Origin of the sequence: Qipengyuania intermedia (assembly GCF_019711615.1) — a bacterium.
GTDB classification, from domain to species: Bacteria; Pseudomonadota; Alphaproteobacteria; order Sphingomonadales; family Sphingomonadaceae; genus Qipengyuania; species Qipengyuania intermedia.
The window spans coordinates 1,062,341-1,077,708 of sequence record NZ_JAIGNS010000002.1; the positions used below are offsets into that span (position 1 = coordinate 1,062,341).

16 protein-coding genes are annotated in these 15,368 nt (G+C 62.0%); 8 read left to right on the plus strand and 8 right to left on the minus strand.

From position 1 onward, the window contains the following. Position 1 precedes the first annotated feature (1 nt). Complete coding sequence (gene ppdK, locus K3179_RS11540) at positions 2-2,665, plus strand: pyruvate, phosphate dikinase (protein ID WP_221565242.1); 2,664 nt, start codon at positions 2-4, stop codon at positions 2,663-2,665. On the opposite strand, the gene K3179_RS11545 is transcribed toward ppdK, so the two are convergent. Next, complete coding sequence (locus K3179_RS11545) at positions 2,662-3,420, minus strand: methyltransferase domain-containing protein (RefSeq protein WP_221565244.1); 759 nt, start codon at positions 3,418-3,420, stop codon at positions 2,662-2,664. The two genes, ppdK and K3179_RS11545, sit on opposite strands and share 4 nt — an antisense overlap. Positions 3,421-3,489: 69 nt before the next feature. On the opposite strand from K3179_RS11545, the gene K3179_RS11550 reads away from it, so the two are divergent. The 5 genes from K3179_RS11550 (at position 3,490) to K3179_RS11565 (ending at position 7,333) form a co-directional block, all read left to right on the plus strand. Continuing rightward, positions 3,490-4,095 carry a double zinc ribbon domain-containing protein gene (locus K3179_RS11550; RefSeq protein ID WP_345722796.1) on the plus strand — a complete coding sequence of 202 codons (606 nt, stop codon included), beginning with the start codon at positions 3,490-3,492 and terminating at the stop codon, positions 4,093-4,095. A gap of 60 nt (positions 4,096-4,155) precedes the next feature. Then, entirely contained in the window at positions 4,156-4,263 is a 108-nt protein-coding gene (locus tag K3179_RS13605; RefSeq protein ID WP_425594761.1) for a hypothetical protein, read from the plus strand. 345 nt (positions 4,264-4,608) lie between these two features. Further along, the gene (gene hisI, locus K3179_RS11555) at positions 4,609-4,983 is read left to right on the plus strand and encodes a phosphoribosyl-AMP cyclohydrolase (protein ID WP_221565255.1); all 375 of its coding nucleotides are present in this window, start codon (positions 4,609-4,611) and stop codon (positions 4,981-4,983) included. Positions 4,984-5,015: 32 nt separating this feature from the next. Then, complete coding sequence (locus K3179_RS11560; protein WP_100258877.1) at positions 5,016-5,471, plus strand: MerR family transcriptional regulator; 456 nt, start codon at positions 5,016-5,018, stop codon at positions 5,469-5,471. A 56-nt stretch (positions 5,472-5,527) separates the two neighbouring features. Further along, positions 5,528-7,333, plus strand: coding sequence for an acyl-CoA dehydrogenase C-terminal domain-containing protein (locus K3179_RS11565; RefSeq protein ID WP_221565257.1), 1,806 nt, complete (start codon positions 5,528-5,530; stop codon positions 7,331-7,333). 62 nt (positions 7,334-7,395) lie between these two features. On the opposite strand, the gene K3179_RS11570 is transcribed toward K3179_RS11565, so the two are convergent. The 5 genes from K3179_RS11570 to tyrS all read right to left on the minus strand — a co-directional run bounded on the left by K3179_RS11570 (position 7,396) and on the right by tyrS (position 11,925). Then, complete coding sequence (locus tag K3179_RS11570) at positions 7,396-7,851, minus strand: PAS domain-containing protein (protein WP_345722800.1); 456 nt, start codon at positions 7,849-7,851, stop codon at positions 7,396-7,398. Between the two features lie 111 nt (positions 7,852-7,962). Next, positions 7,963-8,880: a cysteine synthase A gene (gene cysK, locus K3179_RS11575; RefSeq protein ID WP_221565259.1), complete on the minus strand. Its 918-nt coding sequence runs from the start codon at positions 8,878-8,880 to the stop codon at positions 7,963-7,965. Next, a complete protein-coding gene (locus K3179_RS11580; protein ID WP_425594762.1) occupies positions 8,877-10,103 on the minus strand; it encodes an MFS transporter in 1,227 nt (408 codons plus the stop codon). The genes cysK and K3179_RS11580 overlap by 4 nt, the downstream gene beginning before the upstream one ends. A gap of 158 nt (positions 10,104-10,261) precedes the next feature. Then, complete coding sequence (locus tag K3179_RS11585; RefSeq protein ID WP_221565270.1) at positions 10,262-10,600, minus strand: PilZ domain-containing protein; 339 nt, start codon at positions 10,598-10,600, stop codon at positions 10,262-10,264. 95 nt (positions 10,601-10,695) lie between these two features. Further along, complete coding sequence (gene tyrS / locus K3179_RS11590; RefSeq protein WP_221565272.1) at positions 10,696-11,925, minus strand: tyrosine--tRNA ligase; 1,230 nt, start codon at positions 11,923-11,925, stop codon at positions 10,696-10,698. A 178-nt stretch (positions 11,926-12,103) separates the two neighbouring features. On the opposite strand from tyrS, the gene K3179_RS11595 reads away from it, so the two are divergent. Both K3179_RS11595 and K3179_RS11600 read left to right on the plus strand, forming a co-directional pair. Then, entirely contained in the window at positions 12,104-12,499 is a 396-nt protein-coding gene (locus tag K3179_RS11595; RefSeq protein ID WP_345722804.1) for a DOMON-like domain-containing protein, read from the plus strand. After that, positions 12,496-13,698 (plus strand): exo-beta-N-acetylmuramidase NamZ family protein, encoded by a 1,203-nt coding sequence (locus K3179_RS11600; protein ID WP_221565276.1) that lies wholly within the window; start codon positions 12,496-12,498, stop codon positions 13,696-13,698. The genes K3179_RS11595 and K3179_RS11600 overlap by 4 nt, the downstream gene beginning before the upstream one ends. Before the next feature lie 3 nt (positions 13,699-13,701). Here K3179_RS11600 and K3179_RS11605 read toward each other — a convergent pair whose 3' ends face one another. Beyond that, a complete protein-coding gene (locus K3179_RS11605; RefSeq protein WP_221565278.1) occupies positions 13,702-14,046 on the minus strand; it encodes a hypothetical protein in 345 nt (114 codons plus the stop codon). Between the two features lie 54 nt (positions 14,047-14,100). Continuing rightward, positions 14,101-15,282, minus strand: a complete 1,182-nt coding sequence (locus K3179_RS11610) for a vWA domain-containing protein (protein WP_221565280.1) — start codon at positions 15,280-15,282, stop codon at positions 14,101-14,103. Between the last annotated feature and the right edge of the window lie 86 nt (positions 15,283-15,368).

Sequence of the window (15,368 nt, forward strand, 5' to 3'; positions counted from 1 at the left end):
CGTGACGGATACGGTCTTCACTTTCGGCGGCGATGCTCCGCATACGAATGCCCGGCAGAAGGACAAGACAGTCACCGGCGGCAAGGGCGCGAACCTTGCCGAAATGGCCAGCATCGGCATGCCGGTCCCTCCCGGCTTTACCATCGCCACCGAGGAATGCCTCAAATACCTCGAGCATGGCGGCGAGTTCGCTCCCGAACTGCGCAAGGCGATCGAAGACGCTCTGACCCATATCGAACGCACGGTCGGCAAGGGGTTTGGCGATGCAGCCGATCCGCTGCTCGTATCGGTACGTTCGGGAGCGGCGGTGTCGATGCCGGGTATGATGGACACCGTCCTCAACCTCGGCCTCAACGACGAGACGGTGGAAGGCCTCGCAAAGACGTCGGGCGACGAACGTTTCGCGTGGGACAGCTACCGCCGCTTCATCCAGATGTATTCCGACGTGGTGCTCGGTCTCGATCACGGCTTGTTCGAAGAAGCGCTCGAAATCACCAAGGAAGACAACGGCTTCTACGCCGACACGGAAATGTCGGCCGATGACTGGAAGGTGCTGGTCGCTGAATACAAGCGTATTGTCGCCGAAGAGCATGATGCGCCATTCCCGCAGGACCCGACCGAGCAGCTTTGGGGCGCGATCCGCGCCGTATTCGACAGCTGGGACAGCGAACGCGCGAAGGTTTACCGCCGCCTCAACGATATTCCGCACGACATGGGTACTGCCGTCAACGTGCAGGCCATGGTGTTCGGCAATATGGGCGATACCAGCGCCACGGGCGTCGCCTTCACCCGCGATCCATCGACCGGCGAGAAGGCCTATTACGGCGAATGGCTGGTGAATGCGCAGGGCGAGGACGTCGTCGCCGGCATCCGCACGCCGCAATACCTGACCAAGGCCGCGCGCGAAGCGGCAGGGGCCAAGCCGCTGAGCATGGAAGAGGCGATGCCCGAAGCCTATGCCGAGCTCGCGCGCCTCTTCGATCTGCTGGAACGGCATTACACCGACATGCAGGACATCGAATTCACGGTGCAGCAGGGCAAGCTGTGGCTGCTGCAGACCCGCAACGGCAAGCGCACCGCCAAGGCCGCGCTGAAGCTGGCAGTGGACATGGTCGGCGAAGGGCTGATCGACGAGAAGACCGCGATCCTGCGAGTCGATCCCATGGCGCTGGACCAGCTGCTTCACCCGACGCTCGACCCCGAGGCGCCGCGCGATGTGCTGACCACCGGCCTGCCTGCTTCGCCCGGTGCGGCAAGCGGCAAGATCGTGCTCGATGCCGATACGGCGGAACTGTGGGCCAATCGCGGGGAGAAGGTCATTCTCGTGCGCGTCGAAACCAGTCCGGAAGACATTCACGGCATGCACGCGGCGACGGGCATCCTGACCGCTCGCGGCGGTATGACGAGCCATGCGGCAGTCGTCGCGCGCGGCATGGGCCGTCCGTGTGTGTCCGGCGCCTCGCAGGTGGCGATTGCGCGCGAAGGGCGCACGCTCACCATCGGCAATCGCGAATTAAAGGAAGGCGACACGATCACGATCGACGGCGCCAACGGCCAGGTCATGGCCGGCGAAGTTGCCACGATCGAGCCCGAGCTGGCCGGTGATTTCGGCACGCTGATGGAATGGGCCGACAAGCACCGCCGGATGCGCGTTCGCACCAATGCGGAGACGGAAACCGAGTGCCGCATGGCGCGCCAGTTCGGCGCAGAAGGCATCGGCCTGTGCCGGACCGAGCATATGTTCTTCGATGCGGACCGCATCAGCCTGGTGCGCCAGATGATCTTGGCCGAAAACGAGGCCGGACGCCGCGCGGCGCTGGACCAGCTCCTGCCCGAACAGCGCAGCGATTTCGTCAAGATCTTCGAGGTCATGGCGGGGCTTCCATGCACGATCCGCCTGCTCGACCCGCCGCTCCACGAATTCCTGCCGCATGGCGATGCGGAGTTCGAGGAACTGGCCAAGGCAACCGGCTTCAGCGTCGACAAGCTGCGCCGCCGCGCGGGTGAATTGCATGAATTCAACCCGATGCTGGGCCATCGTGGCTGTCGTCTCGGAATCACCTATCCCGAGATTTACGAGATGCAGGCGCGCGCCATTTTCGAGGCGGCATGCGAAGTCGCCAAGGCAAGCGGCGAAGCGCCCGTGCCGGAAATCATGATCCCGCTGGTGGCCACCCGCCGCGAGCTGGAATTGCTCAAGGACGTCGTCGACAAGGCGGCCCAGTCGGTCTTCGAAACCTCCGGCTGCACGGTCGATTACCTCGTCGGGACAATGATCGAACTGCCGCGTGCGGCGCTGATGGCAGGCGAAATTGCCGAAGTCGGGGAATTCTTCAGCTTCGGCACGAACGACCTCACCCAGACCACGCTCGGCGTCAGCCGCGACGATGCGGGCCGCTTCCTCACGACCTATGTCGACAAGGGGATCTTTGCGCGCGATCCCTTCGTGAGCCTCGATATCGATGGCGTGGGCCAGCTGGTCGAACTCGCAGCGGAGCGGGGCCGGGCGACGCGCGGAGATATCAAGCTGGGTATCTGCGGCGAACATGGCGGCGATCCGGCCAGCATCGCGTTCTGCGAAGCTACCGGGCTGGACTACGTCAGCGCCTCGCCTTACCGCGTGCCAATCGCAAGGCTGGCGGCGGCGCAGGCGAACCTACGCTAGTCTTTCCAGCCGGTTAGGGTCAAAATCTCGAAAGTTTCGATGACTCGCCCCCGGTCGTTCGCACCGGCAAGGAATGCCTCTCGCGCTCTTTCGAGCGCTGCCTTGCCGAGCGGAGGGGGCGCAGAGGCAAGGCTGGAGCCGAGGCCCTGATCGCGCAGGTCCTGCACCAGGCGATCAAGCGAGGAGAAGGCCACCTCCACGCTCCGGCTGTCGACCACCTGGCGGCGGAACAGGGCTCTTTGCATGAGTCCCGATGCCGAAGCGTTGTCGACCAGCGGATGCATCCGTGCCGAGGGCCGGTCCGGTTCGGCAGCGATCATGGCGCGGCGCAGGTTCGCAAGGCTTCCTGAACCGATCATGCTGGCGAGGAGGATGCCATCCTCGGCGAGCGCAGCGCGCAGGTGGAGCAGGGCGCCCGGCAGGTCGTTGACCCGGCCGAGCGAGGCCAGGCTGACAATCAGGTCGAACTGGCCGCTGGGTAGCGGCGCCTCTTCATCGAGGCTGCGAACGTCGGTTTCTTCGACAACGGCGCCGTTGCCTCTCAACGACAGGGCCAGCGTCCCGGTCCAGTCTCCGATCACCAGCACGCGCTTCGGCGCAAGTCGCATGAACTCGAGGCGCTCGAGAACGTCCTCGACCATGTCGTCCATGACGTAGCGCGCCGCATCGCGCTGGGACTGGCGGACCAGCAGGCGGCGCAGGCCGGCGATCCGGCGTTGGCGCGAGAAAATGCGGGGAGGCGACCGTGTTTCCATGCTGGGCGCACTGCCGCTCTTGCCAGCGCGATGCAAGCGCGGCACGACAACGGCATGGGGAGATTAGCCATGATCGGGAGACATTTGCGCGACGGTGCGGCTCCCCTCGTCGATCTCGTCTATCCTCCGCGCTGTCCTGCTTGCGGCGATGCGACCGGCGAACATGGCGGCCTGTGCCAGGAATGCTGGGGCGGTCTCGTAATTCCCGGCGATCCCAGCTGCAGCCTGTGCCAGCGCCCTTTCGGCGAAGGGACGCCCGATCGGGAACAGGTGTGTGCACCATGCCTCGGCAGGAAGCCCATCCACGACGGTATCGCTGCCGGAACGCTCTACACCGACGTCTCGCGCAAGCTCGTCCTCGGCTTCAAGCACGGTCGCAAGATCGGCCTTGCCCCTCTGCTGGCCCGGCTCATTGCTGCACGGGTTCCGCCGGGGCCTGTCGACAGGGTTATCGTCCCGGTCCCGCTGCATCGCTGGCGTCTTTGGACCCGCGGCTTCAACCAGGCTACGTTGCTGGGGAGGGAATTGGAACGATCAGGGCGGGGCAGGCTGTTGGTTGACGCGCTCGAACGCACCCGGGCGACACCCAGCCTCGGCGGAATGGGCGCTAAAGCCCGTGCGAAGGTTCTCGGCGGTGCGATAAGAGTTCGCGCGCCCATGGTGGCTCAGCTCTAAGGTCGGGACATTCTCTTGGTCGACGACGTGCTGACCAGCGGCGCTACAAGCGAAGCATGCGTGCGAGCCCTTAAAAAGGCAGGAGCCCGGTCAGTCGTAATCTGCTGTTTTTCACGGGTCCTCGACGAGGCACTCGTCAGCGCCAAGCGACAGAAGCTCTCCCAATAAGCGAAACGCCCGGAACCTTTCGGTCCCGGGCGCCACGTGACGAAATACACCGGACCCGTCTTGCGACTAGATGCAAACCCCCCAGTATGCATCGGGTCCTATCCCTCATGGTTACCGGGTGCGCCGCATTAGTACCCCCATGCGGCAGCGGACCCGGGACCCCCTGAACCCGAGCCGTCTCGCGACACCCAAGATCCGGTTGGCAGACCTCACATTGCCTGCGAGAAGGAACATCACTCAAACATGCCGCCCATTGAATAGGCATTCGCAATTTGGGTCGATTTTGAAACACCCTTGTGGTTATCGTGCAACAAGCTGTCGTATTTTTACAAAACGGACCATTCCATGACCATTTCCAAAACCGAACGCGAGCAGGGAAAGGTCTTTGCACCGAAGTTCGATGCCAACGGATTGCTCACCGCGGTGGTCGTGAACGCGGCGAGTCGCGAGGTCCTGATGGTCGCGTTCATGGACGCAGAGGCGCTGGATAAAACGATCGAGACGGGGCTGGCCCACTTTCATTCGCGGTCTCGTGGCATGTTGTGGCTGAAGGGCGAAACGTCGGGCAATGTGCTGCGAGTGGAAAAGATCATGGTCGATTGCGATCAGGATGCGTTGGTCTTGGAATGCAGCCCGGCGGGACCGACCTGTCACACAGGGGCGACCAGCTGTTTCTATCGCAAGCTCGAAGACGGCGTTCTCCAACCCGTCAACACTTGACGCTTACGTAAACGTTGCGTTAGAAGGGAGGCATGTCCCAGCCTCTCAGAAATCCCTCCGCGAACGAAGATTCCGACCGTCGCCATGCAGGCGCTCATCTCGAACGCCCGGACAAGCTCGAGCGTGAACAGTATTCCATTTCGGACCTGACGAGCGAATTCGAGTGCACGGCGAGGGCACTTCGTTTCTACGAGGACGAAGGCTTGATCGCGCCTTCGAGGGTGGGGCTGACCCGCATCTATTCGAAGCGCGATCGCGCGCGCCTTGCGTGGATCATGCGCGCGAAAAACGTGGGCTTCTCGCTCACGGAAATCCGCGAGATGATCGACCTTTACGATCTGGACGATGGTCGCGCCGAACAGCGCCGCGTCACCCTCGAGAAGTGCCGTCGCCACGTGGCCAAGCTTAAGGCGCAGCGCGCGGATATCGACAGTTCGATCAAGGAATTGACCGAGTTCATCAGCCTGGTCGAAGACCAGCTGGACTGATTTCCCTCCCCGGCGAGACCTCGCCAAAAGCATAAAATTCTCTCCAAGGACCAACCATGCCAATCTACACCGCACCCACCCGTGACACCCGCTTCGTGGTCAACGAGCTGCTGGAACTCGGCAGCTACGGAAACCTGCCCGGATTCGAAATGGTCAGCGAAGACGTGACCGAAGCGGTCATCAACGAAGGTGGAAAGTTTTGCGCCGAAGTGCTCGCTCCGCTCAACCGGATCGGCGATGAACACGGTTGCGTGCGCAATGAAGACGGATCGGTCACCACGCCGCCGGGCTTCAAGGAAGCGTTCGACCAGTTCCGCGAGGCGGGCTGGGGCACGATCGCTGCTCCGGAGGAATTCGGCGGGCAGGGAATGCCGCACGTTCTCGGCTTCGTGATGGAGGAATACATCGCCAGCGCCAATCAGGCATTCGGCATGTATCCGGGCCTGACGAACGGCGCGATTTCGGCGCTGATCGCCAAGGGTTCGCAGGAGCAGAAGGAGAAGTATCTCCCGAAGATGATCTCCAACGAGTGGACCGGCACCATGAACCTGACCGAGCCGCATTGCGGCACGGATCTGGGCATGATCCGCACCAAGGCCGTGCCGAACGGTGACGGCTCCTATGCGATCACCGGCACCAAAATTTTCATCTCCGCAGGCGAACACGACATGGCGGACAACATTATCCACCTCGTGCTGGCAAAGACGCCGGGCGCACCGGATTCGACCAAGGGCATTTCGCTTTTCGTCGTTCCCAAATTCATCGTGAACGATGACGGCACTCCGGGCGAGCGCAATGGCGTCTCCTGTGGATCCATCGAAGAGAAGATGGGCATCCACGGCAACTCGACCTGCGTTCTCAATTACGATGGTGCCACGGGCTGGATGGTCGGCGAAGAGAACAAAGGCCTCGCTGCAATGTTCATCATGATGAACGCAGCGCGCCTCGGCGTCGGCATCCAGGGTCTGAGCCAGGCGGAAGCCGCTTACCAGAACGCAGTCGCCTATGCGCTCGACCGCCGCCAGGGCCGCGCGCTCAGCGGACCGGCGGAACCAGAAGCGCAAGCCGATCCGATCTTCGTCCACCCCGACGTTCGTCGCATGCTGATGGACGCGAAGGCCTTCACTGAAGGCATGCGCGCCCTGTGCCTGTGGGGCGCACTCCTGGTGGACCTCACGCACAAGGCACAGACCGAAGAAGAGCGCGAGCAGGCCGACCTGCTGATCGGGCTCATGACGCCGGTCATCAAGGGCTATGGCACCGACAAGGGCTACGAAGTCGCCACCAACATGCAGCAGGTCTTCGGCGGCCACGGCTACATCGAGGAATGGGGCATGAGCCAGTTCGTCCGCGACGCGCGTATCGCGCAGATCTACGAAGGCACGAACGGCGTTCAGGCAATGGACCTTTGCGGACGCAAGCTTGCCCAGAAGGGCGGCGCTGCCGTGCAGGCATTCTTCAAGGTCGTGGGCGAGGAAATCGCTGCGGCGAAGGAAGTCGAAGTGACCAAGGACATGGCAGAGCAGCTCGAAAAAGCGCTCGGCCAGCAGCAGGCTGCCACGATGTGGTTCATGAACAATGCGATGCAGAACCCCAACCATCTGGGCGCCGGCGCGCATCATTACATGCACATCATGGGTATCGTTACGCTCGGCCTCATGTGGCTGAAGATGGCCAAGATCGCTGCGGCCAAGGTCGGCAGCGCAGGCGACGACAAGGCGTTCTACGAACAGAAGCTGGCTACCGCGCGCTATTACATGGACCGCTATCTTCCCGATGCCGGTGCCCTGCGCCGCAAGCTGGAAACTGGTGCGGACAGCATGATGGCACTGGGCGAAGAAGCGTTCCAGACCGCTGCCTGATCTGCAGCGACCTCAAGACACGAAGGGGCGGCCATCGAGCCGCCCCTTTTCGTTTGCGCCGGCTAGGCAGCCAGCTGGGTCATTCCAGTGATATCGCGCGACGTGCACAGGACTGCCACGACGGGCCCCGCCGGAGCCACAAGGGGCTTCAGATGTACGCTCCACCGACGCGGTGATCCCGCCGCGGTGGGGCAGTCGGCAATGAAGTGGCGCTCATGCCCGGAAGCAGCGCGGCTGAAGTTTTCGCGCACAAGGGCGCGATGTTCGGCAGGCCACAGCGACCACCATGGCTGACCCTTGACCTCGCCGAAATCGGAAATCTCCATCGCCCTCATGCCGCCGCAGTTCATGTAGTCGAGTTCGCCCTGCAGCGTGAGGAGCTTGATGCAATCCTCACTCTGTTCCAGCAGGGCGAGGGCGAGATTGCCGCCGGTAAGCCCGGCGGCACACGCCATGCGCATGGCATCGGCTTCCGGTGAAAGAAGCGGCTCTGCAGTGAATTTCGATTCCCGTAGCACTCGTCGTTCCCGTCATTGATCATGGCTCAATGCGGGCGAGTGTCGTTCGGCCATCGAAATATCCTCTGCACCATGCCGTAAGGACAAACCCTTAGCGCATGGGAGGGAACCTTATTCCGGCAGGAAGTCGGGCACCGAGAGATACCGTTCGCCGGTATCGTAATTGAACCCCATGATGCGAGCGCCGCTGTCCAGCTCGGGAAGCTTCTTGGCGATCGCGGCAAGCGTTGCACCGCTGGAAATACCGACGAGGATGCCTTCCGTGGTCGCGCATTTGCGAGCCCATTCCTTGGCATCTTCGGGATCGACCTGGATCGCGCCGTCGATAGCCTGCGTGTGGAGGTTCTCCGGCACGAAGCCTGCGCCGATCCCCTGTATCGGGTGCGGGCCCGGCTGTCCGCCGCTGATCACTGGCGATCCCGCAGGCTCGACCGCGAAAGCCTTCATCGCAGGCCATTTCTCCTTCAGCACTTCGGCGCAGCCGGTCAGGTGGCCGCCGGTCCCGACGCCGGTGATCATCACGTCGATCGGTTCGTCGGCGAAATCGGCGAGGATTTCCCGCGCGGTGGTACGCTTATGCACTTCGTAATTCGACGGATTGTCGAACTGGCTCGGCATCCATGCGCCATCCGTCTGTTCGACCAGCTCATGCGCGCGGGCGATGGCGCCCTTCATGCCGCCCTCCTTGGGAGTGAGGTCGAACTTTGCGCCATATGCGAGCATGAGGCGCCGCCGCTCGATGCTCATGCTTTCGGGCATGACCAGGACCAGCGTATAGCCTTTGACCGCTGCCGCCATCGCGAGGCCGATACCGGTGTTGCCGCTGGTCGGTTCGATGATGGTGCCGCCGGGCTTGAGCTTTCCGGCCTTCTCCGCGTCTTCGACCATGGCGAGGCCGATACGATCCTTGATCGAACCGCCAGGATTGGTGCGCTCGCTCTTTACCCAGACTTCGTGGTCGGGAAACAGGCGGGCGAGGCGGATATGGGGGGTTCCACCGATGGTTTCGAGAACGGACTGGGCTTTCATTGGGTCTGCTCCTGCAGCTTTTTATCGGGTGTCTCTTGGTTCAATTCATCAGGCGGGTCGAAGGTCCGGGTGGTGCGCAGGACCGGGAAAATTTTCGACCAGAGGGCGACGGTCAGGATAGCGCCTCCGCCGCCGCCGACAACCGCCGCGACCGGACCGACGGCATAGGCGAGGCTGCCCGAGAAGAAATCGCCGAATTCGTTCGATGCGCTGATCGTCAGCAGGCTCACCGAGGAGACGCGGCCGCGCTTGTCATCGGGCGTGTGCAACTGGATCAGCGACTGGCGGATGTAGACGCTGAACATGTCCGCCGCCCCGACGATGAACAGCATGGCGAGGCTGAGCGGCATGGAGGTGGAGAGGCCGAAAACGATGGTCGCGGCGCCGAAGATCGCGACTGCCCACAGCATTTTGGGACCGACGTTGGACTTGAGGGGACGGAAGGAAAACCACAGGGCGGTAAGGGCAGCGCCGACAGCCGGTGCCATCGCAAGCTGGGCGAGGCCGGTCTCCCCGACCTCCAGTATGTCGCGGGCGTAGACGGGGAAAAGGGCTGTCGCACCCGCAAGGAAGACCGCAAACAGGTCAAGCGTGATCGCGCCGAGAACCATCTTGTTACGCACGACATAACGCAGGCCTTCCACCATAGAGTGGATCGGGCGCTGGTTCACGGCGCGCGGGGGTTGAGGCACCTTGCCGATCATGGACAGCGAGGTGATGGAAACGAGGAACAGACCCGCCGCCACGGCATAGGGCAGAAAGGGCTGGACGGCATAGAAATAGCCGCCAACCGCCGGACCCACGATCATCCCGACCTGCCACGATATGCTCGACAGGGCGATCGCATTTGGCAGGATCGCCTTGGGCACGAGATTGGGCGCGAGGGCCGACAGAGCGGGGCCAGCAAATGCGCGGGCAATTCCGAGGAGGATAGCAACGCCGAAGATCCATGCCAGCGACAGCGCGCCGCTCCACGTCAGCCAGGCGAGCAGGGAGGCGCAAACAAGCTGGAGGAGGACCGTCAACCTGCCCAGATTGCGGCGATCGAAGTGGTCGGCTGCCCATCCGGAAAAGGGCGTCAACAGGAACAGGGGTACGAATTGCAGGAGGCCGATCAGCGCCAGCTGGCCCGACGCTTCGGCAACGCCCATCCCGCCATCGCGCGCGATATTGTATGTCTGCCACCCGATGATCAGCATCATCGCGTATTGCGCCAGCGTCATCGACAGGCGCGAAATCCAGTAATAGCGGAAGTTGGCGATCCGCAGCGGGGACCGGTCGGGGCAGGGAGTATCTTCCAGCGTCACCCCAGACGCATGACAGGCGCCCCTTCGCTTGTGAAGAGACGCCTGCTTGCGCGTTTAAAAATGATTGTTGCGGCTTAGCGCAGTTTGCGCAGGCGCGGATTCGGTTGGACCGTGTCGATCAGCGACAGGAAATCATCCACGCGAATGATGCGCTCGAACTGGAAACCAGCGCGATTGTCGCGGCACCAGATGCAATAGGCCTCGATACGGCCGATGACCGGAAGGCGAACCACGACGCGATCTCCGCGCGCTACGTCTTCCGCGTCGTCGATCATGAAGCCATTGGCCGAGATATTCGCGATATGCATGCGCATGTCGCCCTTGCCGTGGTGTTCGGCAATAACCGGGTGGTCGACCGGGTGACGCGCCATACGGCGCTGGTCGGTGACGCTGAGTTGTGCTCCGGCACTCATGCGATACGATCCCTTGTTGAATTAAGCTGGCGATAAAGATGCACCGGAAAGGCAAATATCCGGTTAACCGCTGCTCTTATTCAATTCGGGAGGCGTCACCGCCGCAGGATTGCGTGCTTTTTCTTGCCCAGCGACAGCTTCGCTTCCGCTCCTTCGGCGACCTCGATGAGGAACCCGGGGTCGGTGACGACTTCTCCGTCCAACTTTACCGCACCTTCCGCCAGCTTGCGTTTCGCTTCACCGTTGGAGGCGGTGAAACCCAGCGCGGTCAGGGCTGCGCCGACGCGCATGCCTTCCGCGCCGACTTCGAGAGTGGGCAGGTCGGCACCGGCACCGCCGCCGGCAAAAGTCTCCGCAGCAGTCTTCTCGGCAAGTTTGGCTGCTTCTTCTCCGCGCACCAGCCTGGTCACCTCGTTGGCGAGGACCGTCTTGGCGTGGTTGATCTCTGCGCCCGCGAGCTGTTCGAGACGCGCAATCTCGTCCAGCGGCAGGTCGGTGAACAGGCGCAGGAAACGGCCCACGTCGCGGTCGTCCGCATTGCGCCAATATTGCCAGAAGTCGTAATTGGGCAGCTGTTCCTCGTTGAGCCAGATCGCGCCCGAAGCGGTCTTGCCCATCTTCGCGCCGTCAGCAGTGGTCAGCAGCGGCGTGGTCAGCCCGTAAAGGTCGGTGCCGTCCATGCGGCGGGCGAGTTCCATGCCGTTGACGATATTGCCCCACTGGTCGCTGCCGCCCATCTGGAGGCGGCAATCGTACCGCTGTGCCAGCTCGCGGTAATCGTAGGCCTGCAGGATCATGTAGTTGAATTCAAGGAAGGTGAGCGGCTGTTCCCGGTCGAGGCGCAGCTTCACCGAATCGAATGTCAGCATCCGGTTGATGGTGAAATGCGGGCCGACATCGCGCAGCAATTCGATGTAGCCGAGCTGGCTGAGCCATTCGTCATTGTTGACCATCACCGCATCGGTCGGGCCATCGCCGAAAGTCAGCAGGCGTTCGAAGACCTTGCGAATCCCGGCGACGTTGTTCGCGATGATTTCGTCGGTCATCATCTGGCGGCTTTGGTCGCGACCGCTCGGATCGCCGATCTTGCCGGTTCCTCCGCCCATTACGACAATGGGCTTGTGACCAGCCTGCTGAAGGCGCCGCAGCATCATGATCTGCACCAGGCTACCGATATGCAGCGACGGCGCAGTCGGATCGAAGCCGATATAGCCCGGCACGATCTGTTTCGCTGCAAGAGCATCCAGCCCTTCCGCGTCGGTTACCTGGTGGATATAGCCGCGCTCTTCGAGCACGCGCAGGAGATCGGATTGATAGCTACTCATGACACGTCGCCGCTAGCAGGAAGATGCTTGCATGCAAACGCATGAACTGATCGCGCATCCCGCATTTCCACCTTTGGCAGTGTCATCGGTTGAGGCGAGGGTCCTCCAGCGCGATTCGCATTGGCTGCGGGTGCGGTGGCGGATCGGGAGTGCCGCTCGACTTGTCCTGCCACCATTCGTGGGTCGCAAGCGCCGCGACGAGCTCTGGAAAACGACCTGTTTCGAGATCTTCCTGAAAGAGCCCGGTGCGCAGTCTTACGCCGAGTGGAACCTGTCACCCTCGGAAGGATGGAACGCCTACGATTTCGACGATTATCGCGAAGGCATGAGCGAGCGTGTCGTGCTGCGGGCACCCGATTGCACCATGCGGCCAGGCAAGGCCTTCGCCGTGTTCGATGCGGCCATCCCGTCGAGTACTATTTCGGACGGCGAGCAGGAGATGGGGCTCACCTGCGTTCTGGAGGAAGAGGGCGGCATCAAAAGCTTCTGGGCGATGAAACATGCGAAAGATCAGCCGGATTTCCATGATCCGGCTTGCTTCGCGGCAAGGCTTGCGGCACCCACCGCGCCATGAAATTCGGCATCGATCGTCTCCTTACGGAGTCCGACCTTCGCGCCCAGCTCGACGGCAAGCGCGTTTCCCTCGTGGCGCATCCTGCCTCGGTCACGGCGCAGCTCGAGCATTCGCTCGATGCGCTGATCGCAAAGGGGATCAATGTCACCTCGGCATTCGGACCCCAGCATGGCCTGAAGGGCGACAAGCAGGACAATATGGTCGAGACCGCGGACGAGACCGATCCGCGCCACGGTATTCCGATCTTCAGCCTTTACGGCGAGGTCCGGCGCCCCTCCGGCCAGATGATGAGCACGGCGGATGTGTTCCTGTTCGACCTCCAGGATCTCGGCTGCCGCATCTACACTTTCGTGACGACGCTGCTCTATCTTCTCGAAGAGGCGGCGAAGGCCGGCAAGGAAGTCTGGGTCCTCGATCGGCCGAACCCTGCAGGCGGTCCCGTCGAAGGAACATTGCTGGTCCCTGGACAGGAAAGCTTCGTCGGTGCGGCCCCGATGCCGATGCGGCACGGCCTCACGATGGGTGAAATGGGGCGCTGGTTCGTCGATAACTTCAAGCTCGACGTCGAATATCGCGTGATCGAGATGGAAGGGTGGAAACCGGGCAGGGGGCCTGGTTTTGGTTGGCCGGAACACAGGATCTGGATCAATCCCAGTCCAAATGCAGCCAATGTGAACATGGCGCGCGCCTATGCGGGCACGGTCATGCTCGAAGGGACTACCTTGAGCGAGGGCAGGGGCACGACCCGCCCGCTCGAGGTGCTGTTCGGGGCACCCGACGTAGATGCCACCGCCGTGCTATCAACCATGGAGGAAATGGCGCCGAGCTGGCTGAGGGGCTGTCACCTGCGCGAGTGCTGGTTCGAACCAACCTTTCACAAGCACTCAGGTTCGTTGTGTAATGCCTTGATGATTCACGCGGAAGGTCCGTTTTACGATCACCATGAATTCAAGCCGTGGCGGTTGCAGGCGCTGGCTTTCAAGGCCATCCGCAACCTCTATCCGGATTACGAATTGTGGCGTGACTTCCCGTACGAATACGAGTTCGACAGGTTGGCGATAGACGTGATCAATGGCGGCCCATCGCTGCGCGAATGGGTGGAGGACAGCGAGGCCGAGCCGGGCGATCTCGACGCCTTGGCAAACGCCGACGAGGCAGCATGGCGCGAAACCATCGCGCCGCATTTGATCTACAGCTGAAATCTACTCGGATGCAGGGCGTAGCCTGAAATCGTCGCTCGGTTCGGGCAAAGGTCGCAGGTCTGACACATCACCGTGCATTTGCATGACCGGACAGCCATCGAGACGCTTGTCGACCGCCGCTATCAACTGCGCGTCATCCTCGACAGCAGGGCCGCGCTCAATTGATGGCTGGCCGCTGGCGTCACGAACCTGTCGGATCACCTCGGCGCATCGGCCGGTACGGTCTTGGCCAAGATTGAGTATTTGCGCTTCGGAGTGTGCCGAAGGAATCTCGGGATCAGGTTGTGCCTGCGCGCTCAGCAATATCCCGGCGAACGGCAGGAAGCCCAGAAGGTAAGCAGACATCGTCTTTCCTTTCGAGAGGAAAGGATGCCAGACTTTCCCAGCATGATCAAATGCCTACCCCTGCTTGCGGCTCAACTCGCGCATGGCATCGTCCAGCCCGTCGAGGGTGAGGGGATACATGCGGTCGTTTACCAGCTGCTTCATGATCTTCGTCGACTGCGAATAGCCCCACTGCTTTTCGGGCACGGGATTGAGCCAGACGGTCGCCGGGTAGGTGTTGACTACTCGCTGCATCCACGTGGCGCCGGCTTCCTCGTTCATGTGCTCTACGCTGCCGCCCGGGTGCGTGATTTCATAGGGGCTCATCGCTGCATCGCCGACAAAGACGATCTTGTAATCGTGTCCGTATTTGTGGAGCAGGTCCCAGGTCTTGGTGCGCTCCTGCCAGCGACGGCGGTTGTCCTTCCAGACGCCTTCGTAAAGGCAGTTGTGGAAGTAGAAGAATTCCAGGTTCTTGAACTCGCTCGTCGCGGCGCTGAACAGTTCCTCCGTCACCTTGATGAAGGGGTCCATTGACCCGCCCACATCCAGGAACAGCAGCAGTTTGACCGCATTGTGCCGCTCCGGACGCATCCGGATGTCCAGCCAGCCCTGCTTGGCCGTGCCGTCGATAGTCGCGTCGAGATCCAATTCGTCGGCCGCGCCTTCGCGGGCGAAACGGCGCAAGCGACGCAGGGCCATCTTGATGTTGCGCGTGCCCAGTTCCTTGGTGTTGTCGAGGTTCTTGAACTCGCGCTTGTCCCAGACCTTGATCGCCCGCTTGTGCTTGCTTTCGCCGCCGATGCGCACGCCTTCCGGGTTGTAGCCCGAGTTACCGAAGGGCGAAGTGCCGCCGGTGCCAATCCACTTGTTGCCGCCCTGGTGGCGCTTTTCCTGCTCTTCGAGGCGCTTTTTCAGCGTCTCCATGATCTCGTCCCAGTCGCCCAGCGACTTGATTTTCTCCATCTCTTCTTCCGAAAGGAATTTCTCGGCGACCGCTTTCAGCCAGTCTTCCGGGACATCGACCGGGTTCTGGCCGTAGTCGGTGAGGATGCCCTTGAAGACCTTGGAGAAAACCTGATCGAAGCGGTCGATCAGGCCTTCGTCCTTCACGAAGGTCGCCCGGCTGAGGTAATAGAACGCCTCGGGCGATTGTTCGATGACGTCCTTGTCCAGGGCCTCCAGCAATGTGAGGTGTTCCTTGAAGCTCGCGGGAATGCCCGCAGCGCGAAGCTCGTCGACGAAATTGAAGAACATGGGAATGTCCTACCCATCCTGCCGCGCTGCGCAAACGGGAAAGTGGGGTTTTGCCTTAACCCGCTGCTAACCACTTACGTTTAGAC

What these genes read in the sequence shown, in the direction of transcription:
- K3179_RS11605 (WP_221565278.1), bottom strand. Translation starts at nt 14,046, where the DNA reads ATGTCTGCTTACCTTCTGGGCTTCCTGCCGTTCGCCGGGATATTGCTG.
- K3179_RS11600 (WP_221565276.1), top strand. Translation starts at nt 12,496, where the DNA reads ATGAAATTCGGCATCGATCGTCTCCTTACGGAGTCCGACCTTCGCGCC.
- hisI (WP_221565255.1), top strand. Translation starts at nt 4,609, where the DNA reads ATGACCATTTCCAAAACCGAACGCGAGCAGGGAAAGGTCTTTGCACCG.
- K3179_RS11550 (WP_345722796.1), top strand. Translation starts at nt 3,490, where the DNA reads ATGATCGGGAGACATTTGCGCGACGGTGCGGCTCCCCTCGTCGATCTC.
- tyrS (WP_221565272.1), bottom strand. Translation starts at nt 11,925, where the DNA reads ATGAGTAGCTATCAATCCGATCTCCTGCGCGTGCTCGAAGAGCGCGGC.
- K3179_RS11545 (WP_221565244.1), bottom strand. Translation starts at nt 3,420, where the DNA reads ATGGAAACACGGTCGCCTCCCCGCATTTTCTCGCGCCAACGCCGGATC.
- K3179_RS11580 (WP_425594762.1), bottom strand. Translation starts at nt 10,103, where the DNA reads ATGACGCTGGCGCAATACGCGATGATGCTGATCATCGGGTGGCAGACA.
- K3179_RS11610 (WP_221565280.1), bottom strand. Translation starts at nt 15,282, where the DNA reads ATGTTCTTCAATTTCGTCGACGAGCTTCGCGCTGCGGGCATTCCCGCG.
- K3179_RS11585 (WP_221565270.1), bottom strand. Translation starts at nt 10,600, where the DNA reads ATGAGTGCCGGAGCACAACTCAGCGTCACCGACCAGCGCCGTATGGCG.
- K3179_RS11560 (WP_100258877.1), top strand. Translation starts at nt 5,016, where the DNA reads ATGTCCCAGCCTCTCAGAAATCCCTCCGCGAACGAAGATTCCGACCGT.
- cysK (WP_221565259.1), bottom strand. Translation starts at nt 8,880, where the DNA reads ATGAAAGCCCAGTCCGTTCTCGAAACCATCGGTGGAACCCCCCATATC.
- K3179_RS11565 (WP_221565257.1), top strand. Translation starts at nt 5,528, where the DNA reads ATGCCAATCTACACCGCACCCACCCGTGACACCCGCTTCGTGGTCAAC.